Source organism: Arcanobacterium hippocoleae (genome assembly GCF_031456295.1).
Classification (GTDB): domain Bacteria; phylum Actinomycetota; class Actinomycetes; order Actinomycetales; family Actinomycetaceae; genus Arcanobacterium_A; species Arcanobacterium_A hippocoleae.
Genome location: NZ_JAVDUJ010000001.1, coordinates 155,582 through 178,568 on the forward strand (window position 1 = coordinate 155,582; position 22,987 = coordinate 178,568).

The window sequence follows — 22,987 nt, forward strand, 5'->3', positions numbered from 1 at the left end:
GATGAGCGAATTTTTAACGAAACAAGTAAATTCTCGTGCAGATAGATTGGTTTCTTTCAATCTTGCTGATTTCCAAGTTCCGCAAGGCAATGAGGAAGAATGGCGTTTTACACCGATTGAGAAGATTACTGATTTTTTCGCGGCACAAACTCCAGGTGCGCACTATACGGTAGAAGTTACGGGCGATGTCGAATATGCGGAAGTTGAACGTGATGATTCACGCCTTGGGAAAGTGCTTCCTCCCGATGATCGTGTTGGTGCTCTCGCTTGGGAAAACTTCCAGAAAGCACATGTAGTTACACTTCTGCGGGATGTAAGACTTTCTTCAGAAGCAGTAGTGAAAATTCATGGAAATAATGATTCCGAAATTTCTGCATGTGAGCTGCTCGTAGATGCACAGCCTTTTGCGGAAGGAACTGTGGTGATCGAACATACTGGAGTTGCACGTTTTGCAGAGGGGATCGAAGTGCGTGTAGCCGACGGAGCACATCTCACTCTGGTCACGATTCAAGACTGGGATGATCCTGCGGCGCATACGCTTTCAAACCGGATCAGGGTCGGAAAAGACGCAACCTTTAAGCATATCGTGGTGACTTTAGGTGGCGAGATCGTACGTGTTACCACAAACGTGGATTTCACCGGTCCAGGTGGAGATGTTGAGTTGCTTGGCGCTTATTTTGTTGATTCGCAGCAGCATCTTGAGCATCGTTTACTGGTAGATCATAATCATCCAAAATGCCGTTCAAATGCTACATATAAAGGTGCATTGCAAGGCGAAGGAGCACATTCAGTGTGGATCGGTGATGTGCTGATCGAGCCAAATGCCGAAGGAACTGATACATACGAGTTAAATCGCAATCTGATTTTGACTCCTGGTGCGAAAGCTGATTCAGTACCAAATCTGGAAATTGAGACCGGTGAAATCGAAGGCGCAGGTCATGCTTCGGCAACAGGTCGTTTCGATGACGAGCAGCTCTTCTATTTGAAGTCTCGTGGGATCCCGGAGGATGAAGCAAGACGGCTCGTGGTGCGCGGATTTTTTGCGGAGTTGATCAATCAGATCGGCGTCGAATCGGTGCAGGAAAAGCTGATTGCAGCCATCGATAAAGAGCTTGCAATAACGATGGGATCAAATAATGGTAAGTAAGGATATATGCAGCGTAGCAGATGTGGCAACGGGAGACGTAGGGAGCTACGACCTAGTTGACGCAACTGGTACGTCAATAAAAATCGCACTTATTCATACTGAAAATGATCGCTGGTTTGCGATACATGATCGGTGTTCGCACGGTCGGATCGCACTTTCTGAAGGCTTTGTGGAAGGTGAAAGTATCGAATGCGCGCGTCATGGCGCATTATTCGATTTGGCTACGGGAAATCCCCTGAGCCCGCCAGCAACGGTGGCTGTAAAAACGTATCCGGTAACGATTCAAAATGATCGTGTATGCATTGAGCTCGCTGCTCAAAATTAGTATTTCAATCGAATTTATAACTTCAAGAGAAAAGAAAATATCGTGTCAAATCTCGAAATCAAAAATCTTCATGTATCAGTAGAAACTCCTGAAGGTGATAAGCCGATTTTACGCGGGGTCGATTTGAAGATCAACGACGGTGAAATCCACGCGATTATGGGGCCAAACGGTTCAGGTAAATCGACATTGGCATATTCAATTGCCGGGCATCCAAAATATACGATCACTGAAGGCGAAGTGTTGCTTGATGGTGAGAATCTCGTGGAAATGTCGGCTGACGAACGTGCCCGTGCCGGACTATTCCTCGCAATGCAGTATCCTGTTGAAGTACCAGGAGTGTCTGTATCAAATTTCCTTCGTTCGGCAAAGACGGCTGTTTCTGGAGAAGCACCAAAGCTGCGTGAATGGATTAAGGAAATGAAAGCGGCGATGGAAAACCTGAAAGTTGATGCCGATTTCGCACAACGAGATGTAAACTATGGATTCTCTGGCGGGGAAAAGAAACGCTTGGAAATCTTGCAAATGGAATTACTGAAACCAAAATTTGCGGTACTTGATGAAACCGATTCAGGACTGGATGTTGATGCATTACGGCTGGTATCAGCGGGAGTTAATCGCGTACATGAAAAAGAAGGATCAGGAATTCTGCTGATCACGCATTACACGCGGATCCTGAAATATATTCATCCGGATTTCGTACACGTATTTGTTGATGGGCGTGTGGCTGAATCGGGCGGGCCAGAGCTTGCTGAAAAGCTCGAAGATGAGGGATATGCGGCATACGAGAATTAAGTTTTGAAAGCTTGAAACCTGAAACTTTGATGGAGATCGACATGGAAATTGACGCGTTATTTCCGCGCAATGATTTTCCGCTCCTGCAACGTGAAATGAGTGGCAGTAATCGGCTTGTATATCTCGATTCAGCAGCTACTGCACAACTTCCCAGCTCGGTGATAAATGCAATCGCGAAACATTTGACGCAACATAACGGAGCTGTTAATCGGGGGGCGCATCAGCTGGCTGCAGAAGCTACTGAGATCTGCGAATCTGCCCGTGCGCGGGTGGCAAATTTTGTTGGTGTAAACCCGGCAGAAATAATCTGGACGCGAAGCACTACTGAAGCCATCAACTTGCTGGCATACGCAATCGGGAATTACACGCTCGGTCGGCAGGGGCGCGGAAAAGCATTCGATTTTCGGCTCAGTGCAAAAGATTCGATCGTCGTGACTCGCGCTGAACACCATGCGAATCTGCTGCCCTGGCAAGAGCTATGCTTGCGTACTGGAGCACAATTACGCTGGATCGATTTACGATCTGATGGCACACTTGATCTCGAAACGGCAGATGTGATTGACAATTCGACGAAAATTCTTGCTTTTGCACATATCTCAAATGTGACGGGTGCGATAGCCCCGGTAGCTGAACTCGTTGCGAAAGCACACCAGCATGGTGCATTGGTGGTACTTGATGCCTGCCAATCGGTGCCGCATCTGCCTGTAGATTTTCGAAAGCTAGACGTAGATTTTGCTGCTTTCTCGGCACATAAAATGTTTGGGCCAGCAGGTATTGGCGCACTCTATGGGCGTTTTGAGCTACTTGATACGCTTCCACCATTTCAATACGGCGGGTCGATGATCGAATTAGTGCGCATGGAAGAGACCACCTATGCGCGGGTACCTGAGAAATTTGAAGCGGGGACCCAGCCGGTAGAACTCATGGCAGGATTTGCGGCGGCCGTCGAATATCTTGAAAAGTATGGGATGGCTGCTGTAGCAGATCACGAAGCGATACTGACTGAATACTTATGTGCAAAAATCTCACAAGTCCCCAATGTGCGCGTGCTCGGTCCGGCGACCGCGAAGGAGAAAAATAAAATCGGTGTGGTCGCTTTTGAAGTAATTGGTGTACATCCACACGATGTTGGGCAAGTACTTGATGCGCAAGGTATTGCAGTGCGTGTCGGGCACCATTGCGCGCAGCCGGTGCATCAACATTTCGCAGTGGGTGCTTCAAGTCGAGTTTCGCTTGCGCCATATAATACAAAAGCAGATATTGACGCATTTATTATTGCACTGGGTAAAGTTCGCGCCTTTTTCGGGTTGGCAGATTCAGAAGGAAAGGAATCATGAACGATCTCGAACAGTTATATCAACAAATTATTCTCGATGCTTCTCGTGAACGTCATGGTGAAGGTCTTTTGACGAATGCGCAAGGCGAGTCTTTTCAAGTCAATCCTACGTGTGGGGATCAAGTGAAAATGCAGGTTGAACTAAGCGCTGACGGCACCAAGATCGAAAAAATTGGTTGGGAAGGAAGCGGATGCTCTATTTCGCAAGCATCTATTTCGATCATGACCGATTTACTCACTGGCACATCATTGACACGCTTTGAGCAACTTTCTACAGCATTCCGTGAAATGATGGACGGACGCGGACACGCGATCGATGATGCGACAGCGGATTTGTTGGATGATGCGGCAGCTTTTCAAGGCGTCGCAAAATTTCCGGCGAGAATCAAATGTGCACTTTTAGGCTGGATGGCATTGCGCGAAGCTACCGAACAAGCAGGTTCGCAAGATGGTAAAGGTGCAGCCAGCGAGCAAACCTGCCACTGTGAATAAAGCCGGTGCAGAGAACATCGAGTAGTAAGTCAAGGATTATTTTCTGCCAGCAGTCATAATTAAAAAGAAATAAAAGTACGCTGCGTTATGATCAAAAATAACAGCGAATTAAGAAATGAGAAAAATGGAGAACCCGGTAACTGTAGCTGATATTGAAGAAGCGCTACGAGATGTAATTGATCCCGAACTTGGGATCAATATTGTGGATCTCGGACTCGTCTACGGGATCACGCTTGAAAACGGCAGTGCAATCGCGGATATGACGCTCACTTCGGCTGCCTGCCCGCTTACCGATATGATCGAAGAGCAGTCCAATATGGCGGTTGCGAATCTCGTGGATGATTTTCGGATCAATTGGGTTTGGCTGCCACCGTGGGGGCCGGAAAAGATTACTGAAGACGGACGTGAGCAATTGCGTGCGCTCGGTTTCAACGTCTAAGCTGAAATTAAATCAAAAGCCGCTTTCGTGATGAGATGTGCTCTGGCACCATGCGGGAGCGGCTAAATTTTGCGTTGTAATTTTACTAAACATCAACTTCAGGAATTAAAATTTATCTGTGATTAACGTTTCAAATCTCACGATGCAAATCGGCACTCGCGTGCTGATAAAAGATGCAAACCTACACGTCGATAAAGGGCAAAAAATTGGGTTAGTCGGGCGTAATGGTGCTGGAAAGACCACTCTCTTAAAGCTACTTTCAGGGCAGGCAAGCAATTCTGATGTAGTTGATTATGCTGGTACGATTTCACGTCGTGACGAAATTGGATATCTTGCACAAGATCCGCGTATTGGCGATCCACAGCAATTAGCAAAAGATAGGGTACTTTCAGTACGCGGTATTGCGGAAAGTCTTCGCCGAATCCGTAAAGCCGAATGGGAAATGAGTAACCTTTCTGGGCCGAAACAAACAAAAGCGATCGAAAGATATGCGCGGCTTGATGCCGAATTTCGTGCTGCAGGCGGATGGGCGGCAGAAGCTGAAGCTGCAAAAATTACTGCTGCACTCGGATTGCCTGCACGCGTATTAGAACAGGAATTGCACACGCTTTCGGGTGGGCAAAGACGCCGTGTGGAGCTCGCGCGGGTGCTCTTTTCTGAAGCGAAAACACTCCTTCTTGATGAGCCGACGAATCATCTCGATCATGACTCGATTCTTTGGCTTCGTGATTGGATCAAGGCATACAGTGGAGGCGTGATTCTGATTTCGCACTCGGTAGATTTGCTTGATGAAACTGTAAATCAAATCTGGTATCTTGATGCGAATCGCGCTGTGATTGATCAATATGCGATGGGGTGGAGTACATATTTATTGCAGCGTGAACTCGATGAAAAACGCCGACGAAAAGAACGCCAAAATGCCGAAAAGAAGGCTGCGCAACTTCTTGCACAAGCAAATAAACTCCGGTATAAAGCGACAAAAGCTGTTGCTGCACAAAATATGGAAGCTCGGGCGAATGAGCTATTAGCCGGTGTGTCGGAAGAGCGGAAAGACGAAAAAGTAGCTGCTTTCAGATTTCCGCAACCAGCTCACTGCGGAAAAACACCGTTGCAAATTTCGGGGCTCGTGAAAAATTACGGTTCGCTTGAGATTTTCGCCGGATTGGATTTGGCAGTTGATCGCGAAAGTCGCATCGTTATTCTTGGGGAAAACGGATCTGGAAAAACTACTCTTTTACGGATTATTGCAGGTATTGAACAAGCCGATGCAGGTGAAATAATTCCGGGAAACGGATTGCGCTTAGGGTACTATGCTCAAGAGCATGAAACAATTGACAATACGAAAACAGTTTATGAAAATATGCAATCCGTAGCGGATAATCTTGACGAGACACAAATGCGTTCTGTCCTTGGCTCTTTTCTATTTTCTGGTGCTGATGCAGATAAATCTGCAAATGTGCTTTCGGGCGGGGAGAAGACCCGTCTTGCGCTTGCAATGCTTGTTGTTTCGCAAGCAAATGTGCTGATGCTTGATGAACCAACAAATAATCTTGATCCGGCATCTCGCGCTGAAATCTTGAAAGCTCTTGGAGCTTATCAAGGTGCGGTGATTCTTGTGACTCACGATGAAGGGGCAGTGCGCGCACTCGATCCTGATCGGGTATTGATTTTGCCTGATGGAGCTGAGGATTTATGGAGTGAAGATTATCTTGAGCTGCTTTCAATTGCTTGAGTTTGCTTTACATTTCAGACAAAGCGGGAAAGATGGTAGTTCAATCTTTGAAAACTGACTCATGCTGGAGAATGAAAATCGTCTTATCTTGCTCTTTTTAGTCGTACTTTGGTATTCGACAAGAATGATTTAATTTAGTATATTTTAGTTAGGCGCATCACAATGAAGTGTTGTGTTTTATATAAAAGGAGGATCTGATGAAAAAGATACCTGCAGCAGCTTTAATCTTATTTGCGGCTGACTTATCGGTACCTACTTCGGTAGCTGCGCCCACAAAATTTCCGTTTCTGTAGCAGACCTCTGCTGATGCTCAGGTAGGTTTACCTGAAGCATCAGGAGTCTTGTACGTATCATGACCATGTGAGCTTACAAGTAAATAAATACTTGAAAGTTGCTGCTAGTGGTCGTGGATATTTCGATACTAAAGCTACAAAGCTATATTTCTCGCTACCTGATTGTAAGAAATGAGAAGAAAAATGAACTCTGAACTCAGTATGAAAAAAATGATTATTCGCTAGTCCTCATCGGAGTTGCTGTAATAATTGCAATTGCCTGGGGAATCGTGACATCACCATTGGCAAACACATTTTCATTAAATCAGCTCCAGATGGTGCAGATGAGCCTGATGATTATTTCAGCAGCTGGAGTGATTTTAGCTATTGCCAATCTTGCTTATGCGATCCGTCAAAAGCAGCAGTACCGCTTGTCACTCATCGCATTCCTGCTATTCCTAGCTGTACTATTTACTCCCGCAATTCTGTTCTTCATCGGATTTATGCTCGGCGGAGTAGGATAAGCTGGATTTCTCAATTTCTCGGAATGCGCGCGTGCTGAAAAGAAAAACTTGCATTTCGGGAAAATACAAATAAAAGAAACTGTGACCTCGAATCGATTCAGATATTTTCTGAGAATCGATTCGAGGTCACAAACGTTTCATCATGATTAACAGCGCAAAATTGGGATCTTTGCGAACTTAACTAACGAGTTACGCGCGCACCCTTTGGCACTACAACGATCCCGCTTTCCGTCACACTAAAGCCACGCTCAATATCTTGCTCTCGATCAAGACCAAGCTGCGCACCTTCTTCGATCACCACATTCTTATCAATGATCGCATTCACAACCGTAGCATTACGCCCGACATTCACATTATCGAAAAGTACAGAATTACGTACTGACGACCATGAATTAACGCGTACATGCGGTGAAAGCACTGAACCCATCACTTCACCACCAGAAACGATAACGCCTGGAGAAATAATCGAATCAAGTGCGTGACCAAGACGCTCATGATATCCATAAACGAACTTTGCTGGTGGCAAGCCAATATAGCCAGTGTATAACGGCCACTGAGAGTTATAAAGGTTGAAAATCGGATTTATTGAAATCAAATCCTGATTAGCTTCAAAGAAGGAATCAATCGTACCGACATCACGCCAGTAGTTCCGATCTCGATCCGTAGCTCCAGGCACATCATTGAAAGTGAAATCGTATACGCCGCAATCGTCATTCGCAACAAAACTAGGCACGATATTTCCACCCATATCATGTGCGGAACTAACATCATTTGCATCAGCATGTAACGCCTCAACGAGTGCATCGGTTGAAAACACATAATTACCCATTGATGCCAGGATCTCGTCAGGAGAATCTGGCAGACCACTACATTCCACAGGCTTTTCCAGGAATTGCCGTACTTTTCCGAGATTTTCCGGATCTGTATCAATCACTCCGAACGCTTTTGAAAGCTCTTTTGGCTGCCGAATACCAGCTACCGTCAATCCAAAACCAGAATCAATGTGCTGCTGCACCATCTGGGAAAAATCCATCCGGTAAATATTATCGGCACCAGTGATCACGACGTAATCAGGGCGTTCGTCATCAATGGTATTTAATGATTGATAGACGGCATCGGCTGATCCAAGGTACCAGTTCTTGCCGATTCGCTGCTGAGCTGGCACTGGTGCAACATAGTTATTCAAGAGGGTAGACATCCGCCAAGTCTTTGAAATATGACGATCAAGAGAATGCGATTTGTATTGTGTGAGCACCACGATCTTTAAGTAACCCGAGTTCACTAAATTTGAAAGTGAAAAATCGATCAGCCGGTAAATCCCGCCAAAAGGAACCGCAGGTTTTGCGCGATCCTTCGTCAAAGGCATCAAACGCTTGCCTTCACCACCAGCCAAAACAATTGCAAGCACATTTGGTTTTGTTTTCATATCAACACCTTAATTACTATTCTCGTCATTGAGTAAAGTTGAGACTACATACGTAAGTAGTCTAGCTGGTAAATGAGCATCAGGTATAGCCAATTCAAGATGTGTTTTCAAATCGTTAGTTAAATCGTTAAACAAGTAAATAAATCTGGAGTTTTCCATAAAATTTGGGGCAGCTGCAAAAATCTGTGCGGATCTTCTGAATAGCCGCATAAAAATGAAATTTTAGTTTAGACTTAAAAGCGAAGGCAGCATTTGCAGGAAGGCGAATCAGATTTTTAATGCTGCTGAAGTAAATAATTTTAAGTCAAAGGGGATGTCCATGCGCGTCGATTTGCTAACTCGTGAATTTCCACCATATGTATACGGCGGAGCCGGAGTGCACGTTACCGAATTAGCGCGAGTATTAAAAGCACATGTGGACGTACATGTGCATGCATTTGATGGACCGCGCGCAGAATCTCCAGTACCTGGTGTGAGCGTACATGGATACGACTATCCAGTTGACTTGCAAAGTGCAAACGGTGCATTGAAAACGATGGGATTAGATTTGGCGATGGTCTCAGGTGTTGCGGGTGCCAGCATCGTACATTCACACACCTGGTACGCCAATTTTGCGGGGCATATCGCTTCACTTTTGCATGGGATCCCGCATGTCATCTCGGCGCATTCGCTTGAACCTTTGCGTCCGTGGAAGCGTGAACAACTTGGTGGAGGCTATGAAGTCTCATCGTGGATCGAACGTACTGCATATGAAAATGCTGCCGGGATTGTGGCCGTCTCGCATGCGATGCGTGCTGATATTCTGCGCTGCTATCCCAAAGTAGCTCCAGCACGGGTGCAGGTGATCCATAACGGCATTGATTTAACAGACTGGAAAGCGCCTGAAACTGCGGAGCAATGGGAGCAGGCTCGTGCATATTTCGCTAGCCATGGACTCGACCCGCAACGTCCAACGATCATCTTTGTAGGACGGATCACGCGGCAAAAAGGCGTGCCCGGATTGCTCCGCGCATTGCAACAGGTAGACGCAAGTGTGCAGGTGATTCTCTGTGCAGGAGCTCCAGATACGCCAGAAATTGCAGCAGAAACGCGTGAATTAGTGGCACAGCTACAAGCTCAACGCGACGGGATCGTCTGGATCGAAGATCATCTTCCACATGCACAAATCGTCGCACTTGAGGCGTGCTCAACAGTATTTGTTACGCCATCTGTATATGAGCCCCTCGGGATTGTGAATCTCGAAGCAATGAGTGTTGGACTGCCTGTTGTTGGCACGAATACTGGCGGTATTCCAGATTGCATCGTACATCAGGAAACGGGTCTGCTCGTGCCGATCGAGCAAATGGATGATGGTACGGGTACGCCATTAGATCCGGAAAAGTTTGAAGCCGATTTAGCAAATGCGCTAAATGAGATTTGTGCTGATCGTGGTCGCGCAAAAGAAATGGGGCAAGCGGGCCGTCAGCGTGTAGAGCAGCATTTTTCATGGAGCGAGATCGCCAAGAAGACGGTAGCATTTTACGAAGAAGTTTTACGTAATCAGTAAGCGAAGACACCGGCCAGAAGAGAGGCAGTGCCTCTTGAAACCAAGAGAAAGATTTGCAGCAAAATGGGAGTACTTGCCGTCACCAACGTACTGGTTCGCCGTAGCGGGAAAGAGATTTTACAGAATGTAAATTGGTCTGTGAATGAAGGCGAACGATGGGTGATCTTTGGGCCGAATGGTGCTGGGAAAACCACCCTTGTACAGCTGATCTCCGGTTATCTGCATCCTACTTCCGGAAGCGTAGAAGTGCTTGGTGAAAAAATCGGGAAAGTGAATATCGCTGAATTGCGACCATTGATTGGTCTGGCATCTGCTGCTTTAGATCAAAAAATTCCTGGAAACGCACTTGTATTTGATGTAGTGCGGACGGCAGCTTATGGGCAAACTGCTACTTGGCGTGAAGAGTATGAAGAAACTGATGATGCCCGCGCGATGCAATTGCTGCAGTCGCTTGGCGTGGATCAGCTTGCGAAACGAAAATATGCTTCACTCTCATCGGGTGAGATGAAACGGGTGGCAATTGCCCGTGCACTCATGCCGAATCCGGAAATATTGATTCTTGACGAGCCTGCAGCAGGGCTCGATTTAGGTGGTCGCGAGCAATTACTGACAGCGCTGACGACTCTCGCCAAGGATCCATCTGCGCCTGCGATGGTACTGGTGACACATCATGTGGAGGAAATCCCGGCTGGCTTTACGCATGGGCTGTTGTTACAAGCAGGCGAAGTGTTTGCAAACGGAACACTAGATGAAGTTTTTACCGCGGAAAATATCAGCAATTTATTCCAGCTCCCGATGGAGATAAATTTTGTGCGGGAACGTTTTTATGCGAATGCGAAAACCAGCTGATCGAAAGTTGCGAATCGGTAGTAAAAACGCAAAGTGTAGCTGAATTCCCTAAGCCGATGGCGGAAAAGCAAAAATTGCCAACTTTGGTATGGCAGATTTGAGGCAGAGCACATATTTTTCTTGATACTCTGAAACTGGTTAGAAAGTATTGTGTATTTCTAAAGATTTCAGATCCGCCGTGTTTGGTCTGATATTGGTGGAAACTATCGAGAGGAATGAAAATGTCTTGGGGGATTTGGGCGATAATTGCCATTGTGTTGTTGATCGTGGAAACGATCACTGTTGATTTTTTCTTCATGATGCTTGCTCTCGGTGCTTTTTCAACTGCGATCGTAGCTGCTTTTAGTACTAGCTTGACCTTGCAAATCATCACCTTTGCGGTAGTGGCAGTAGTTGCGCTCTTATTTGTGCGTCCGTGGGCACGGAATCATATAAATGCTGGTACTGGCAAAGAATCAAATGTTTATGCAATGACGGGTCGCAATGCGATAGCGCTCAGCGAAATTACGGAAAACTCAGGGAGAGTAAAAATCGGTGGGGAAGTTTGGAGTGCCCGCACGAAAAACGATCAAATCATACCTGCTGGTGCAGAAGTGACGGTTTTGGAAATCGAGGGTGCTCACGCTGTTGTTTATGAAGTAAACGTATGATCTTCGCAGAAAAGTTTTATCTAAAAAGTTAGGAGCAACTATGGAGCCAAAAGCTATTGGCGGTATTATCGTCACATTGGTGCTGGTAATCTTTGCATTGTCGGTTGTAATTGCAATCATTCGTTCAGTGCTGCAAGTACATCAAGGATACACGTATATTATTGAACGGCTTGGAAAATATCATAAGACCTTGACACCTGGTCTGCATTTCCTTGTTCCGTTCATTGATTCTGTACGGCAACGTATCGATATGCGTGAACAGGTAGTGCCGTTTCCGCCACAGCCAGTGATTACTTCCGATAATATCGTGGTAAATATTGATACCGTGATTTACTATCAGGTGACCCAGCCTGAGGCAGCTACATATGAAATTGCTGATCCAATGTCCGCAATTGAGCAGCTTGCTGTGACTACGTTGCGTAATATTATCGGCTCGATGGATATGGAACAAGCTCTCACGGGTCGTGATCAAATCAATGGGCAACTCCGTGGAGTGCTTGATGAAGCTACTGGACGTTGGGGGATTCGTGTCTCCCGCGTGGAATTGAAAGCAATTGATCCGCCGGCGACTGTGCAATCTGCGATGGAGCAGCAAATGAAGGCAGAGCGTGATCGTCGTGCCGCAATTTTGACTGCGGAAGGCGTGAAGCAGTCGGCGATTCTTACTGCGGAAGGTGAGAAGCAATCGGCAATCTTGCGTGCGGAAGGTCAAGCACAATCGACGATCTTGAAAGCACAGGGTGAAAGTCGCGCAATTTTGCAGGTATTTGATGCAGTACACCGTGGAAATGCTGATCCGAAACTGCTTTCCTATGAATACATCAAGACTTTGCCGCTGATTGCTAATTCTGCGTCTTCGAAGCTTTGGATCGTACCAACCGAACTTACTGCTGCACTTGACTCTGTGACGAAAGGTTTCACTGGGAAAGCTCCAGAAGAAGAAATCAAAGTAGACTTCGGCAGTGAAGGGGAAATCTCCGATACGCTTGCAAATACCGTCCTTCCAGATATTGATGAGGCACTCGCAAATGCGAAGGGTGAAGCAGACCGTGCTACTAGTGAAGCTGAAGAATCAGGTACGCGCTCAGGCAAGCCAGCAGATAAACAAGACCTGCTTGGACAACAGCCAAACTAAGTAGTCAACAACTTCGCGGCAGGATCAGTTTCTGAAGCGAAGGAGCTGAAGTCAGTTCAATTTCTGAATTGAATGAGTATCTGCCGTGAAATAAATTAAATTTGAATTGCTCTGGAGCGTTTCGTACAGCCTCCAGAGCAATTTTTATCCGACGCACTAAAATAACAGTAACTAGCATTGATAGTTTGACGAAGATATTTTGATCATAATGGCAAGATGACTTTGTGATCTCGGAAGAAAGTGGGAAACGCGTGCAGATTGTGCAAAATGTGTGCTTAGATGATCCGAGACTGGCAGATTTTACTAAACTAACTGATGTCGCATTGCGCCGGAAACTGGAAACTGAAAGAGGTTTATACCTGGCTGAGGGGCTAAAAGTAATTGCACGTGCTATGAGTGCAAATCATCTCCCGCGAGCAATTCTTTCAGCCGAAAAATGGCTTCCTGAAATATCGCAGATTCTTGCGCACGCCGAATTTGATACTTCAGAAGTGCCGGTTTTTGTAGTTGATGAAGCACAAATTCATGAAATTACTGGGTTTAGAATTCATCGCGGCGCGATGGCGGCAATGAATCGACCAGCGCTTGAGTCGCTCGACAAGTTTATGCAGCGATTTTCCGCAAGTCGCGCGGCACGCATCTTTATCCTCGAAGATCTTGTTGATCATACAAATGTAGGTGCGATTTTTCGTTCTGCAGCCGCTCTCGGAGTAGACGGTATTCTTGTAACGCCATCATGTGCAGATCCGTTATATCGTCGCTCAATAAAAGTGGCGATGGGAAACGTATTTCAAATTCCCTGGACTCGTCTGGAAAATTGGCCAAATGATTTGGAAAAGCTGCATCAAGACGGGTGGATCAGTGCAGCGTTAGCATTGCGGCCCGATTCCCTTGGGCTGCGAGATTTTGCGCAATTGCCACAGGTGCGGGCTGAAAATTCACGAATTGCGTTAGTTCTTGGCACGGAAGGGGACGGATTGAGTAATCGCACAATTGCAGCAACTACGCATCGGGTAATCATTCCAATGCAACACGGAGTCGATTCCCTCAACGTAGCTGCTGCAGGTGCGCTTGCAGCCTGGGAACTACAAGCAGAAAAATAAGCACAGTATTTGCGTTAGCTGTTGTGAATACCGTAATAGTGGCATCTTTTGGAACAAGTTGTGTCAAACTAAAACTAGGCTTAATACTTATGCTTGATTTTGCATTGATTTAGCTGCCTTCCGGTAGCGTTCAAAAAGTTCGGAAGTCTCTTTGAGTAAATCCAAAAGCGAGCAATCCAGTGCTATTGCCAAGTGGAGTAGTGTGCTCAACCGCGGATTTGCGGGTGTAAGTGTTTTCCGATTCCCAATCCCGGCTTCAATAACTTGATAATGTGAACGATCAAGTGAAGCTCCATATGCAACCTTTTCTTGCGAAAGGTTCAGCTCTTTCCGTCTTTTTACGATTGTAGCGGCGAGAGATTTTGCGACTAATTTTTCAATTGCACTATCTGTATACATGCTTCAAATAATCGGGGTATAACCAGCCAAATGCAGCAGGGTAAATCCAGCAGTGAAAAATTTATAAATGTATCCACAATTTCGTGCAGTGTAGGGAGAGACTGGATTGCTGTGGGCAGCGGGGAAATCTTGCCTATTGGAAAAATGAAGAGACTTTATATGCTGCTTTTGCCTGAGGGAATTACAGCTTCGGGATAGCCGCTAATTAATTTAGTTCAGCTTTGAAAATAAAGTAGTCTGGTATTTATCGCACACGAATATTTAGTTCGCTCCGCCTGCTCCAGGGAAACCTAGCTGCCGCCACGCTTCATAGACAGCGATCGAAGCTGAATTTGAAAGATTTAATGAACGTCTTGCTGGAAGCATTGGAATTCGCAGATGCTTGGTAATGCGCGAATCTGTGAGGATATCTTGGGGAAGTCCCGTTGGCTCTGTGCCGAAAAGCAGCACATCACCATCACGATATTGCTCCTGCGCATAGCTGTTTTCAGTATGTGATGTGAAGGCGAAAATACGAGTGGCAGGATCAAAATACGCTTTCGCATCTTCCCAAGAATGATGAATCTGCAGATCTGCCAAATCATGATAGTCAAGACCAGCGCGCTTTAGATGTGCGTCATCGAAATTAAACCCAAGCGGTTCGATGAGGTGTAGCATTGCGCCAGTGCATGCGGCAAGGCGTATTGCATTACCGGTATTTCCGGCAATGACGGGATTATGAAAAACGAAATGTAGCATATTGATTTTCTTTTATTTCGGAGTGCTTTGAATATTCTTATCGGCAGTGTATTCTACCGGTGTCTGCACCATATTATGTACTTTTGCTCATTGTGACGTGTTTTGATACGTGACGGTAATCCGCGCACGGGCAATTGTATGAAAAAGTGCATTAAACGCAACAGCGGCACAGGACACATTCTCCGGATCAAGTTCAAGACTTGGCACGTCAAGCGCATGAACTGCAAAAATATAGCGGTGCGGACGATCGCCAGCTGGTGGATTTGCGCCATAGTAGGAAGGTTCGTTTGCATCATTACGTATATGCACGGCTGGCCCGGGGAGATATAAATCAGACTCTCCAGAATTGAATGGCAGCTCGGTGATTTCACCAGGGATATCGATTACCATCCAATGCCAGAATCCTGACGGTGTTGGTGCATCTGGATCGAAACAAGTAACTACGAAGCTTTCAGTTTCTGCCGGAAAACCTGACCAGGAAAGATCTGGCGCAGCATTTCCACCTTTTGCTTGCAATTCGGGCGGCATTGATTCGCCGTCGCGGATCGTTTTGCTGTGTAAAACGAAACCTGGTACTTGCGGAAGCAGATCGTATGGATCTGGAGCAATGGGGCGTTCTAAATTCATATTTTCAGATTAACATTTGTTTGAAAACAGACGGGTTTTGTTTGGAGTGGATCATCTTACGATTGTGGTGTTTCGGATTTACGAGCGAAAATCAAGTTCTCCTCAGGATCGTCAGTTTTCTGCGGTTTTGCCGGTAGTAACGCTGCGACACCGAGAATAACTGCCAGCACTGCCAGGAAACAAACAATCAGCATCCGCATATTGATACTTCCACCCATTCCGGCCCAAATTGCGACCATCCCTAAAATCAGGCTAAAAATTCCGAAAATTGTGGTACTTACACGCATTTTATCTCCTTCCGGTGAATTCTGAATAAATAATTTTTTGAAAAACTCTCACGCCAGCCAATCGCATAAGCTAATTTTGGAGGTATGTTTTAAGGCGCAGGTACCTGCTGCGTGAGGCGCTCTGAAGTATGATGTATCAGGCTGCGTACGTAATCTGCAAGTTCCTGCCCGTCAGGGGCGGTGCTCTCAATAAGTACTCCGCCAAACCCAAATATCACTTCGATCGTGCGTGCTTGCTGCGGATTTTTTCGTGCGGCGGGGGAAGTCAGCGTGAGTGTTTCGCCGCTCCGCAAAAATAAATCTTGCATCGCAGGGCGGATTATCGCCTCACTATTGCCATCAATGAAATCAGGCAACTGTGTGCTGGTGAGAATGTCTTGATGCTGCACATTCCACTCTTGCAGGGAATAGAGCGTGATAACTCCGATCCCTTTGATTTTGAAAATTACCGCCTGATCGTCAGGAACTTTGAATTTCATTGAACCTGCTGCCCCTGCCGCGAGTTGCACATCCCCTGATGGAGTATGATCGTTTATCACACGGTGAGTAAAATCAAAGAGCGCAGCGCTATTTTGCTGAGATTTCACACTCGAAACATCAGTGAAATTCTTCGCAAAAACCTGAGTATCTTCATTCAAAGTTACTTCATGCGGGAGCAGCAATGCGAAGAAAATTGCAGGCACAGTGGGGACAGCTGCAATCCAAGTAAAAAACGTGAGCCAGGTAGCGCGTAACCCTCTGATTCCTGCAATCAAGACTGCTACTCCAAGACAAGCACTGATTATTCCAGCCATGATCGCCCATGAGCCGTAGGTATGTGGCAGAAAAGCCAATGCGAGTGCGATCAAAACAAGAATCACGGAAATAGTAATCAGCGCAAAACGACCGGATATATGCGGACTACGCTCAGCATAATCGCTTCCGAAATCAACCCGGCTTTCATAGTAGGGCGAAAAATTTGGCACGGCATTGTGATCTAAAACAGTCATCTGAGATCTGGGCATTTGCGCTGTGAACTCCTGATGCGTGGTTTTATCGTCCATCTTTTGTTGTTGCAAATGCGCAGAAAAAGAATCCCCGGAGCTAAAATCTGGAGTTGCATTTTCATGGTTTTGCTGGGAGCTGGTTTCAAATTGATGCTGTTTGATAAAATCCGGATCCAATGCAGCTGGCGCAGAATTTGCTGCAACTTTCCGATAATAAAAACTATGTGCGAGAACCAGCAGAATCATTACGAAGACAATCGGTGCCGTCACCAGAAAAATATGCAGATAAAACAATTCCTGCACCGATTCTCCCAAAAGCCCAAATAAACCGGCACTGGAAACAAAAATCGAAAAACTGCCCAGCATCATAAATGCAATAGCTCCAGCAGTACTTGCACTCGGATTTCCACGCAGTGCTTGTTCAAGTTCTATTTTTTGGTCTTGATCTCTCGGGATCAAAATCCAAGCAAAACCATAAATCAGGAAAGTCATTCCACCCATGCAAAGCAATAAGAGAAAAGCGATTCGCACCAGAATCGGCGCAATTCTCCAGTGGTGTGCCAGGCCAGCACACACTCCGCCGAATAATGCATCTTCGGTGCGTCGATAGTTTCCATTTCGCAAACTTTGAAAAAACCTGTCCATGGCTTCAATTGTTCCTGAACGTCGCAAATAAAACGACCATGAACAACCCTGAAATTACCCTGAAACCTGCGAGCATGACCCTGAAATTTTTGCTAAACCTTTTCAAATTCGCCTAAATTTGCCAATATCGAAGAGTGAATGGAATATCTCAGGAAGAAAAATCACACCGTCCGCCTTTTTATCGGCAAGGACCACGGATTTTTGGTGGCGTTTGCCGGGCATTAAGCGTACACCTTGGCATGCCTGCGTGGATTTGGCGCCTGGCCTTTATCATGCTCACATTTACGGGAGTAATTCCATTGCTTTATTTACTCCTCTGGATCCTTGTACCGTGGTACCGGCGCGAATATGAGATCGAGATCCAAAATCAGCGGTTAGCACGCGGATTAGACCTTGGCCCAACTAGCGAAGATCACGAATCTTCAAAGAGCTGGTTTCTCTTGGTCGCAGTGCTCATCAGTGCGGGAGCATTTTTCCTCATTACAACTGGTATCGCTCCAGGTAATCGTGAAATACGAATTCTTGGCGCAGGCTTTATGCTACTCGCGGGAGCAGGAATAATCTGGTCTACACCAATTGATTCACAGCGAAATAAGCGCGAAACCACAGCTCTCAATGCGGCACGGAAAGTCGTTGCAGTGATTGGCGGAGGGATTTGCGTAGTTGGAGCCGTCATCTTGGTGCTCGAAATTGCTCCCAGGAATCCATTTTTCCTAAGTTTGACGATCGCGTTGATCACCGTGATCACACTTTGCTTAGTCTTCTATCCTGCCGTATTAAGACTAAAATTTTCATTACGCGAGACAGCTGCGCAAAAGGCACGCGAATCAGTACGTGCTGATATGGCAGCCCATTTGCACGATTCAGTACTGCAAAGCTTAGCTTTGATCAGAGCACGCGCCGACGATGCCGATGCAGTGCGTACTTTAGCCAGACTACAAGAACAGGATTTGCGCAAATATCTATATTCTGAACGGCAGAACGAAGACACTTCGACAGCTGCACTACTTCGCGAAATCGCTCAAGAATTAGAACGACGCTACCAAAAAGAAATCAATACGGTGATAACCGGTGATTGTAAACCTGATACGAGTGTACGTGCTGTTCTTGCAGCCACTCGTGAGGCAATAACAAATGCATGCAAATACGGAGGAGAAAAAGAAGTCTCACTCTACGCTGAACTACGGCAAACTATGGCCGGGCAAAAATCTGGAGAAACAGTACAACAAGCACATCTAGCAGTGCAGAAAGACCACCTTATTCTCAGACAATCAATCGAAGTCTGGATCCGCGATCGTGGACCTGGATTCGATCCGCACACAATTGCTCCCGATCGAGCAGGGATTCGCGATTCAATTATCGGACGTCTGAGGCGTATCGGCGGCAGCGCAGAAATTCGCTCTCCACTGCAAAGTGGCGGCACTGAAGTACACCTAAAATATCAGGGGTAAACTGCAATGTATCAAGATAACTAAGGAAGCAGCAATGAAGATCATTATCGTTGACGACCACGATTTAGTACGTTCCGGGATCCGTGTACAACTCGAACAACTCTCTGCGCAAAACACCGCGCAATTTTCTGCATCGGCTAATCCAGAAAACAACCAGCCGATAAGATACGAGGTAGTAGGCGAAGCAGCTGACGTAGATAGTGCCGTCAACGTAATTACAAATATTGAATGCGATCTGGTACTTTTGGATGTCCATCTACCCGGTGGAGCTGGCGGTGGCGGAGCTGAGGTCGTGCGGCGGGTCCACGCAATATGCAAAAATCGTGTATCTGCGCCAGCATGGCAACCGAAGTTCCTGGCACTCTCCGTTTCGGATGCAGCCAGCGATGTGGTAAGTGTGATCCGGGCAGGCGCTCGCGGCTACGTCACGAAATCAATTTCCAGCAGTGAATTAACAGATGCAATGAATCGGGTAGCTTCCGGAGATGCGGCATTTTCGCCGCGTTTGGCTGGATTCGTGCTTGATGCATTCGGCTCAGGGGCGACGGAAGTAGCACAAACTGATGCTGAGCTTGATCGGCTTTCGATCCGCGAACAAGAGGTGATGCGGTATATTGCGCGGGGCTATACGTATCGTGAGGTGGCTTCTGAATTATTTATTTCGATTAAGACGGTAGAGAGTCATGTCTCGGCGGTGTTGCGCAAACTTCAGCTTTCAAACCGGCGTGAACTTACAAGGTGGGCAGCTGCACGCGGAATTGAATAGTTAAAATCAGCGTATTCGGATTACGATATCAGCCGGATTTAGCTGCAGCTAAACGGTATTGACCAAAATTGCGGGTGCCTCATCTTAAACCTTGGGCAAGCTGCCCGCTTTTCGAGAAGTTTCCATTTCAGGTACCATAGTCAGATACATTTGTAGTGATCATGACGGTCGTGATTCGCCGTGGATATTTCACGGACTTTGCTAAAGGAGCATTCCCCCATGATGAATACTGATTTGCTAAACCAACCGCTTGTGCAGGTAGATCCAGAAATCGCAACAGTGCTTGAGCAAGAATTAACGCGACAGCGCAACACACTAGAGATGATTGCTTCAGAAAATTTTGTCCCGCGTGCCGTATTGCAGGCACAGGGTTCAGTACTCACGAATAAATATGCTGAAGGGTATCCGGGGCGGCGCTACTACGGTGGATGCGAATTTGTAGATATTGCTGAAAATCTTGCCCGTGAGCGTGCGGCAAAAGTATTTGGTGCCGAATATGTGAATGTGCAGCCGCATGCAGGTGCACAAGCAAATGCGGCGATCTATCACGCATTATTGCAGCCAGGTGAGACAGTGCTGGGGCTTGAGTTGGCGCACGGCGGGCACCTTACCCATGGGATGAAATTAAACTTTTCGGGCAAAAATTATCATTGTGTGGCATACGGTGTGGATCCTGAAACTTATCTCATTGATATGCAGCAGGTGCGGCAAATGGCCTTGGAGCATCGTCCGCGGATGATTATTGCTGGGTGGAGTGCATACTCGCGGATCGAAGATTTTGCTGCTTTCCGTGCAATTGCAGATGAAGTTGATGCGTATATGTGGATCGATATGGCACATTTTGCAGGGTTGGTGGCAGCTGGTTTGCATCCAAATCCAGTGGAATATGCTGATGTGGTAACTACTACGATCCATAAGACGATTGGTGGCCCTCGTTCAGGGATGATTTTAGCAAAACACAAGGAACCGCTGGGGAAAAAGCTTGATTCTGCAGTGTTCCCTGGTCAGCAGGGTGGGCCATTGATGCATGTGATTGCGGCAAAAGCGATTGCGATGAAGATTGCGATGAGTGCAGAATTTCGGGAGCGCCAGCAGCGGACGGTAGCAGGAGCAAAGATAATTGCGCAGCGGCTGCTGGAAGCAGATGTAGCTGATGCAGGCGTATCGGTGCTTACTGGTGGTACGGATGTGCATTTATTGCTTGTAGATTTGCGCGCGAGTGAACTAACCGGGAAGGAAGCTGAAGATCTCCTTCACGAAATCAATATCACGGTAAATCGGAATGCAATCCCATTCGATCCTCGTCCGCCAGCTGTGACCTCCGGATTGCGGATCGGTACTTCAGCTTTAGCTACGCGTGGATTTGGGGCTGCTGAGTTCACGGAAGTTGCCGATATTATTGCGATTGCTTTACGTGACGGAAAGCAGGCCGATAAAGCCGTCTTGGCTGCGCGGGTCGCAAAGCTCACTGCAGATTTTCCGCTGTATCCAAATTTAGATCAGGTGCACTAAAGCAATGACGGCAAAGATTCTTGACGGAAAATCCGTTGCTGCGCAAATTAAATCTGAGCTTGCACAACAAGTTGCAGCACTTAAAAAGAAGGGGATTACTCCCGGACTCGGCACGATTATGGTTGGTGATGATCCAGGGTCACAAATTTACGTGGCAGGAAAACATCGCGATTGTGCCGAAATCGGAATTTCGTCTTTGCGTATTGACCTGCCTGCGAGGGCTACACAAGACGATATCATTGCGGCAGTGCACGAGTTCAATTCAGCTCCAGAATGTACCGGGTTTATCGTGCAGCTACCGCTGCCAGCAGGGATCAATCAAGATCAAATACTTGCTGCGATATTACCGGAAAAGGATGCTGACGGCTTGCATCCGGCAAATCTGGGAAAGCTGGTATTAAGCGTGAAAGGTGCGTTAAATACGCCAGTGCCATGTACTCCACGCGGTGTGATTGAGCTTGGTCGCCGTGGCGGTTTTGATTGGCAAGGGAAAAATGTGTGCATCGTGGGGCGCGGAATCACCGTCGGACGGTCGCTTTCACTGCTGCTGACGCGCGCAGATGTGAATGCCACAGTAGATATTTGCCATAGTGCAACAAAAAATTTAGCTGAGCATACTTTGCGTGCCGATGCGGTGGTGATGGCGGTTGGTCATAAATATTTACTGCAACCTGCGATGATTCAACCGGGAGCAGCCGTTTTTGATGTGGGCGTGAGTCGCGGTATCAATCCAGCGACGGGCAAAGCAAAAATTTATGGCGATATTGATCCAGCAGTAAGTGAAGTAGCAGGGTATTTCACCCCAAATCCAGGTGGAGTAGGTCCAATGACGCGTGCGATGCTACTGCAAAATATTGTGGAAACGGCACATCGGCAGCTGTCACAAAATAATTCAGAAATGAGGAAAATCAATGCGGATTGCGACGTGTAATGTGAATGGGATCCGTGCCGCAGCTCGGAAGGGGATGGGGCAGTGGATCACGCAAACTCATGCCGACGTGCTGCTTTTCCAAGAAGTACGTGCACCCGAAGCAATCGCGGCACAGCTGATCGGGGAATCTGGTATTGCGTATCAGGTTTTCCAGCAAGCCAGTGAGTTGAAAGGGCGCGCAGGAGTGGCAGTTGCCGTCCGTGATGGAATTGAAGTTGGGCAGGTCCGGATTGGCCTTGCGGCAGGATTATCTGCGGAGGAAAATGAGCCTGCGGTAGATACTGGGCGCTGGGTAGAGGTTGATTTACCGGCACTGGATACCACTTTTATTAGTGCATACTTGCATTCTGGGGTAGCTACGGACGAAGCGAAGATGGCTGCCAAATATCGTCATTTAGAGCGAGTTACCCAGCGGCTTACAGAGTTGATGAACCGGCGTGAGTATGCGCATGTGCTCATCGCAGGGGATTTCAATATCGTGCATACTGCGCTTGACATCAAGAATTGGAAGTCGAATCACAATCGGACGGCAGGGGTACTTGATACTGAAATTGCTTATTTCGAAAAATGGCTTACCGACCTTGGATATGTAGATGTGCAACGGATGCTTACACCACAGGTGCAGGGAGCATATACGTGGTGGTCGCAGCGCGGAAAAGCCTTTGATAACGATGCTGGCTGGCGGATCGATTATCAGCTTGCAGATGCGGGATTAGCTAAGCGAGCGGTGAATTTCCAAATCGATCGTGCAACAGAATATGCGCAGCGGTTCTCAGACCATGCTCCGCTCGTGATTGAATATAACTAAATAATACGAAATACAGAAATCTGCGGTATGTATTTTCCGTCAGCAGATTGATATCGCAAAATGCTATAG

The 22,987-nt window shown here is 46.8% G+C and carries 24 protein-coding genes; 18 read left to right on the forward strand and 6 right to left on the reverse strand.

Annotated elements, in window-relative coordinates; all coding sequences use genetic code 11:
* Position 1: 1 nt before the first annotated feature.
* The 8 genes from sufD (at position 2) to J2S36_RS00795 (ending at position 7,059) form a co-directional block, all read left to right on the forward strand.
* Entirely contained in the window at positions 2–1,147 is a 1,146-nt protein-coding gene (gene sufD / locus J2S36_RS00760; RefSeq protein ID WP_309954579.1) for a Fe-S cluster assembly protein SufD, read from the forward strand.
* On the forward strand, positions 1,137–1,472 hold the full coding sequence (locus J2S36_RS00765) for a non-heme iron oxygenase ferredoxin subunit (RefSeq protein ID WP_309954580.1): 336 nt from the start codon (positions 1,137–1,139) through the stop codon (positions 1,470–1,472). The genes sufD and J2S36_RS00765 overlap by 11 nt, the downstream gene beginning before the upstream one ends.
* 42 nt (positions 1,473–1,514) lie before the next feature.
* Positions 1,515–2,264, forward strand: coding sequence for a Fe-S cluster assembly ATPase SufC (gene sufC / locus J2S36_RS00770; RefSeq protein ID WP_309954581.1), 750 nt, complete (start codon positions 1,515–1,517; stop codon positions 2,262–2,264).
* A gap of 41 nt (positions 2,265–2,305) precedes the next feature.
* Positions 2,306–3,601, forward strand: a complete 1,296-nt coding sequence (locus tag J2S36_RS00775) for a SufS family cysteine desulfurase (protein ID WP_309954582.1) — start codon at positions 2,306–2,308, stop codon at positions 3,599–3,601.
* Positions 3,598–4,092 carry a Fe-S cluster assembly sulfur transfer protein SufU gene (sufU, locus tag J2S36_RS00780; protein WP_309954584.1) on the forward strand — a complete coding sequence of 165 codons (495 nt, stop codon included), beginning with the start codon at positions 3,598–3,600 and terminating at the stop codon, positions 4,090–4,092. Before J2S36_RS00775 ends, sufU begins: the two co-directional genes overlap by 4 nt.
* A 115-nt stretch (positions 4,093–4,207) precedes the next feature.
* Positions 4,208–4,531, forward strand: coding sequence for a metal-sulfur cluster assembly factor (locus J2S36_RS00785; protein ID WP_309954586.1), 324 nt, complete (start codon positions 4,208–4,210; stop codon positions 4,529–4,531).
* 118 nt (positions 4,532–4,649) lie between these two features.
* Complete coding sequence (locus tag J2S36_RS00790) at positions 4,650–6,263, forward strand: ABC-F family ATP-binding cassette domain-containing protein (RefSeq protein ID WP_309954588.1); 1,614 nt, start codon at positions 4,650–4,652, stop codon at positions 6,261–6,263.
* Positions 6,264–6,825: 562 nt separating this feature from the next.
* Positions 6,826–7,059 (forward strand): hypothetical protein, encoded by a 234-nt coding sequence (locus J2S36_RS00795; protein ID WP_309954590.1) that lies wholly within the window; start codon positions 6,826–6,828, stop codon positions 7,057–7,059.
* A 181-nt stretch (positions 7,060–7,240) separates the two neighbouring features.
* Here the strand turns inward: J2S36_RS00795 and glgC are convergent, their stop codons facing one another.
* Positions 7,241–8,485 (reverse strand): glucose-1-phosphate adenylyltransferase, encoded by a 1,245-nt coding sequence (glgC, locus tag J2S36_RS00800; RefSeq protein WP_309954592.1) that lies wholly within the window; start codon positions 8,483–8,485, stop codon positions 7,241–7,243.
* Between the two features lie 319 nt (positions 8,486–8,804).
* On the opposite strand from glgC, the gene glgA reads away from it, so the two are divergent.
* From glgA to J2S36_RS00825, 5 genes are all read left to right on the forward strand, one after another.
* Entirely contained in the window at positions 8,805–10,031 is a 1,227-nt protein-coding gene (glgA, locus tag J2S36_RS00805) for a glycogen synthase (RefSeq protein ID WP_309954594.1), read from the forward strand.
* Positions 10,032–10,094: 63 nt separating this feature from the next.
* A complete protein-coding gene (locus tag J2S36_RS00810) occupies positions 10,095–10,880 on the forward strand; it encodes an ABC transporter ATP-binding protein (protein ID WP_309954596.1) in 786 nt (261 codons plus the stop codon).
* 221 nt (positions 10,881–11,101) lie between these two features.
* Positions 11,102–11,530, forward strand: coding sequence for an NfeD family protein (locus J2S36_RS00815; RefSeq protein ID WP_309954598.1), 429 nt, complete (start codon positions 11,102–11,104; stop codon positions 11,528–11,530).
* Between the two features lie 40 nt (positions 11,531–11,570).
* On the forward strand, positions 11,571–12,665 hold the full coding sequence (locus J2S36_RS00820) for an SPFH domain-containing protein (RefSeq protein ID WP_309954600.1): 1,095 nt from the start codon (positions 11,571–11,573) through the stop codon (positions 12,663–12,665).
* Positions 12,666–12,889: 224 nt separating this feature from the next.
* Positions 12,890–13,768, forward strand: a complete 879-nt coding sequence (locus J2S36_RS00825) for a TrmH family RNA methyltransferase (RefSeq protein ID WP_309954602.1) — start codon at positions 12,890–12,892, stop codon at positions 13,766–13,768.
* An 87-nt stretch (positions 13,769–13,855) separates the two neighbouring features.
* Here J2S36_RS00825 and J2S36_RS00830 read toward each other — a convergent pair whose 3' ends face one another.
* The 5 genes from J2S36_RS00830 to J2S36_RS00850 form a co-directional block, all read right to left on the reverse strand.
* On the reverse strand, positions 13,856–14,167 hold the full coding sequence (locus tag J2S36_RS00830) for a helix-turn-helix domain-containing protein (RefSeq protein WP_309954604.1): 312 nt from the start codon (positions 14,165–14,167) through the stop codon (positions 13,856–13,858).
* A gap of 261 nt (positions 14,168–14,428) precedes the next feature.
* Positions 14,429–14,905 carry a tRNA (cytidine(34)-2'-O)-methyltransferase gene (locus J2S36_RS00835; protein ID WP_309954606.1) on the reverse strand — a complete coding sequence of 159 codons (477 nt, stop codon included), beginning with the start codon at positions 14,903–14,905 and terminating at the stop codon, positions 14,429–14,431.
* Between the two features lie 87 nt (positions 14,906–14,992).
* Positions 14,993–15,532, reverse strand: a complete 540-nt coding sequence (locus J2S36_RS00840; RefSeq protein WP_309954608.1) for a YbhB/YbcL family Raf kinase inhibitor-like protein — start codon at positions 15,530–15,532, stop codon at positions 14,993–14,995.
* Between the two features lie 56 nt (positions 15,533–15,588).
* Positions 15,589–15,819, reverse strand: a complete 231-nt coding sequence (locus J2S36_RS00845) for a hypothetical protein (RefSeq protein ID WP_309954610.1) — start codon at positions 15,817–15,819, stop codon at positions 15,589–15,591.
* 89 nt (positions 15,820–15,908) lie between these two features.
* Positions 15,909–17,450 carry a PspC domain-containing protein gene (locus J2S36_RS00850; protein WP_309954611.1) on the reverse strand — a complete coding sequence of 514 codons (1,542 nt, stop codon included), beginning with the start codon at positions 17,448–17,450 and terminating at the stop codon, positions 15,909–15,911.
* A 134-nt stretch (positions 17,451–17,584) separates the two neighbouring features.
* Between J2S36_RS00850 and J2S36_RS00855 the strand changes: the two genes are divergently transcribed.
* The 5 genes from J2S36_RS00855 (at position 17,585) to J2S36_RS00875 (ending at position 22,918) form a co-directional block, all read left to right on the forward strand.
* On the forward strand, positions 17,585–18,901 hold the full coding sequence (locus J2S36_RS00855) for a PspC domain-containing protein (RefSeq protein WP_309954613.1): 1,317 nt from the start codon (positions 17,585–17,587) through the stop codon (positions 18,899–18,901).
* Positions 18,902–18,935: 34 nt separating this feature from the next.
* Positions 18,936–19,667 (forward strand): LuxR C-terminal-related transcriptional regulator, encoded by a 732-nt coding sequence (locus tag J2S36_RS00860; RefSeq protein WP_309954615.1) that lies wholly within the window; start codon positions 18,936–18,938, stop codon positions 19,665–19,667.
* A gap of 222 nt (positions 19,668–19,889) precedes the next feature.
* On the forward strand, positions 19,890–21,179 hold the full coding sequence (glyA, locus tag J2S36_RS00865) for a serine hydroxymethyltransferase (protein WP_374717340.1): 1,290 nt from the start codon (positions 19,890–19,892) through the stop codon (positions 21,177–21,179).
* Complete coding sequence (locus tag J2S36_RS00870) at positions 21,166–22,110, forward strand: bifunctional methylenetetrahydrofolate dehydrogenase/methenyltetrahydrofolate cyclohydrolase (RefSeq protein WP_374717341.1); 945 nt, start codon at positions 21,166–21,168, stop codon at positions 22,108–22,110. The genes glyA and J2S36_RS00870 overlap by 14 nt, the downstream gene beginning before the upstream one ends.
* Entirely contained in the window at positions 22,091–22,918 is an 828-nt protein-coding gene (locus tag J2S36_RS00875) for an exodeoxyribonuclease III (RefSeq protein ID WP_309954621.1), read from the forward strand. The genes J2S36_RS00870 and J2S36_RS00875 overlap by 20 nt, the downstream gene beginning before the upstream one ends.
* Positions 22,919–22,987: the final 69 nt, after the last annotated feature.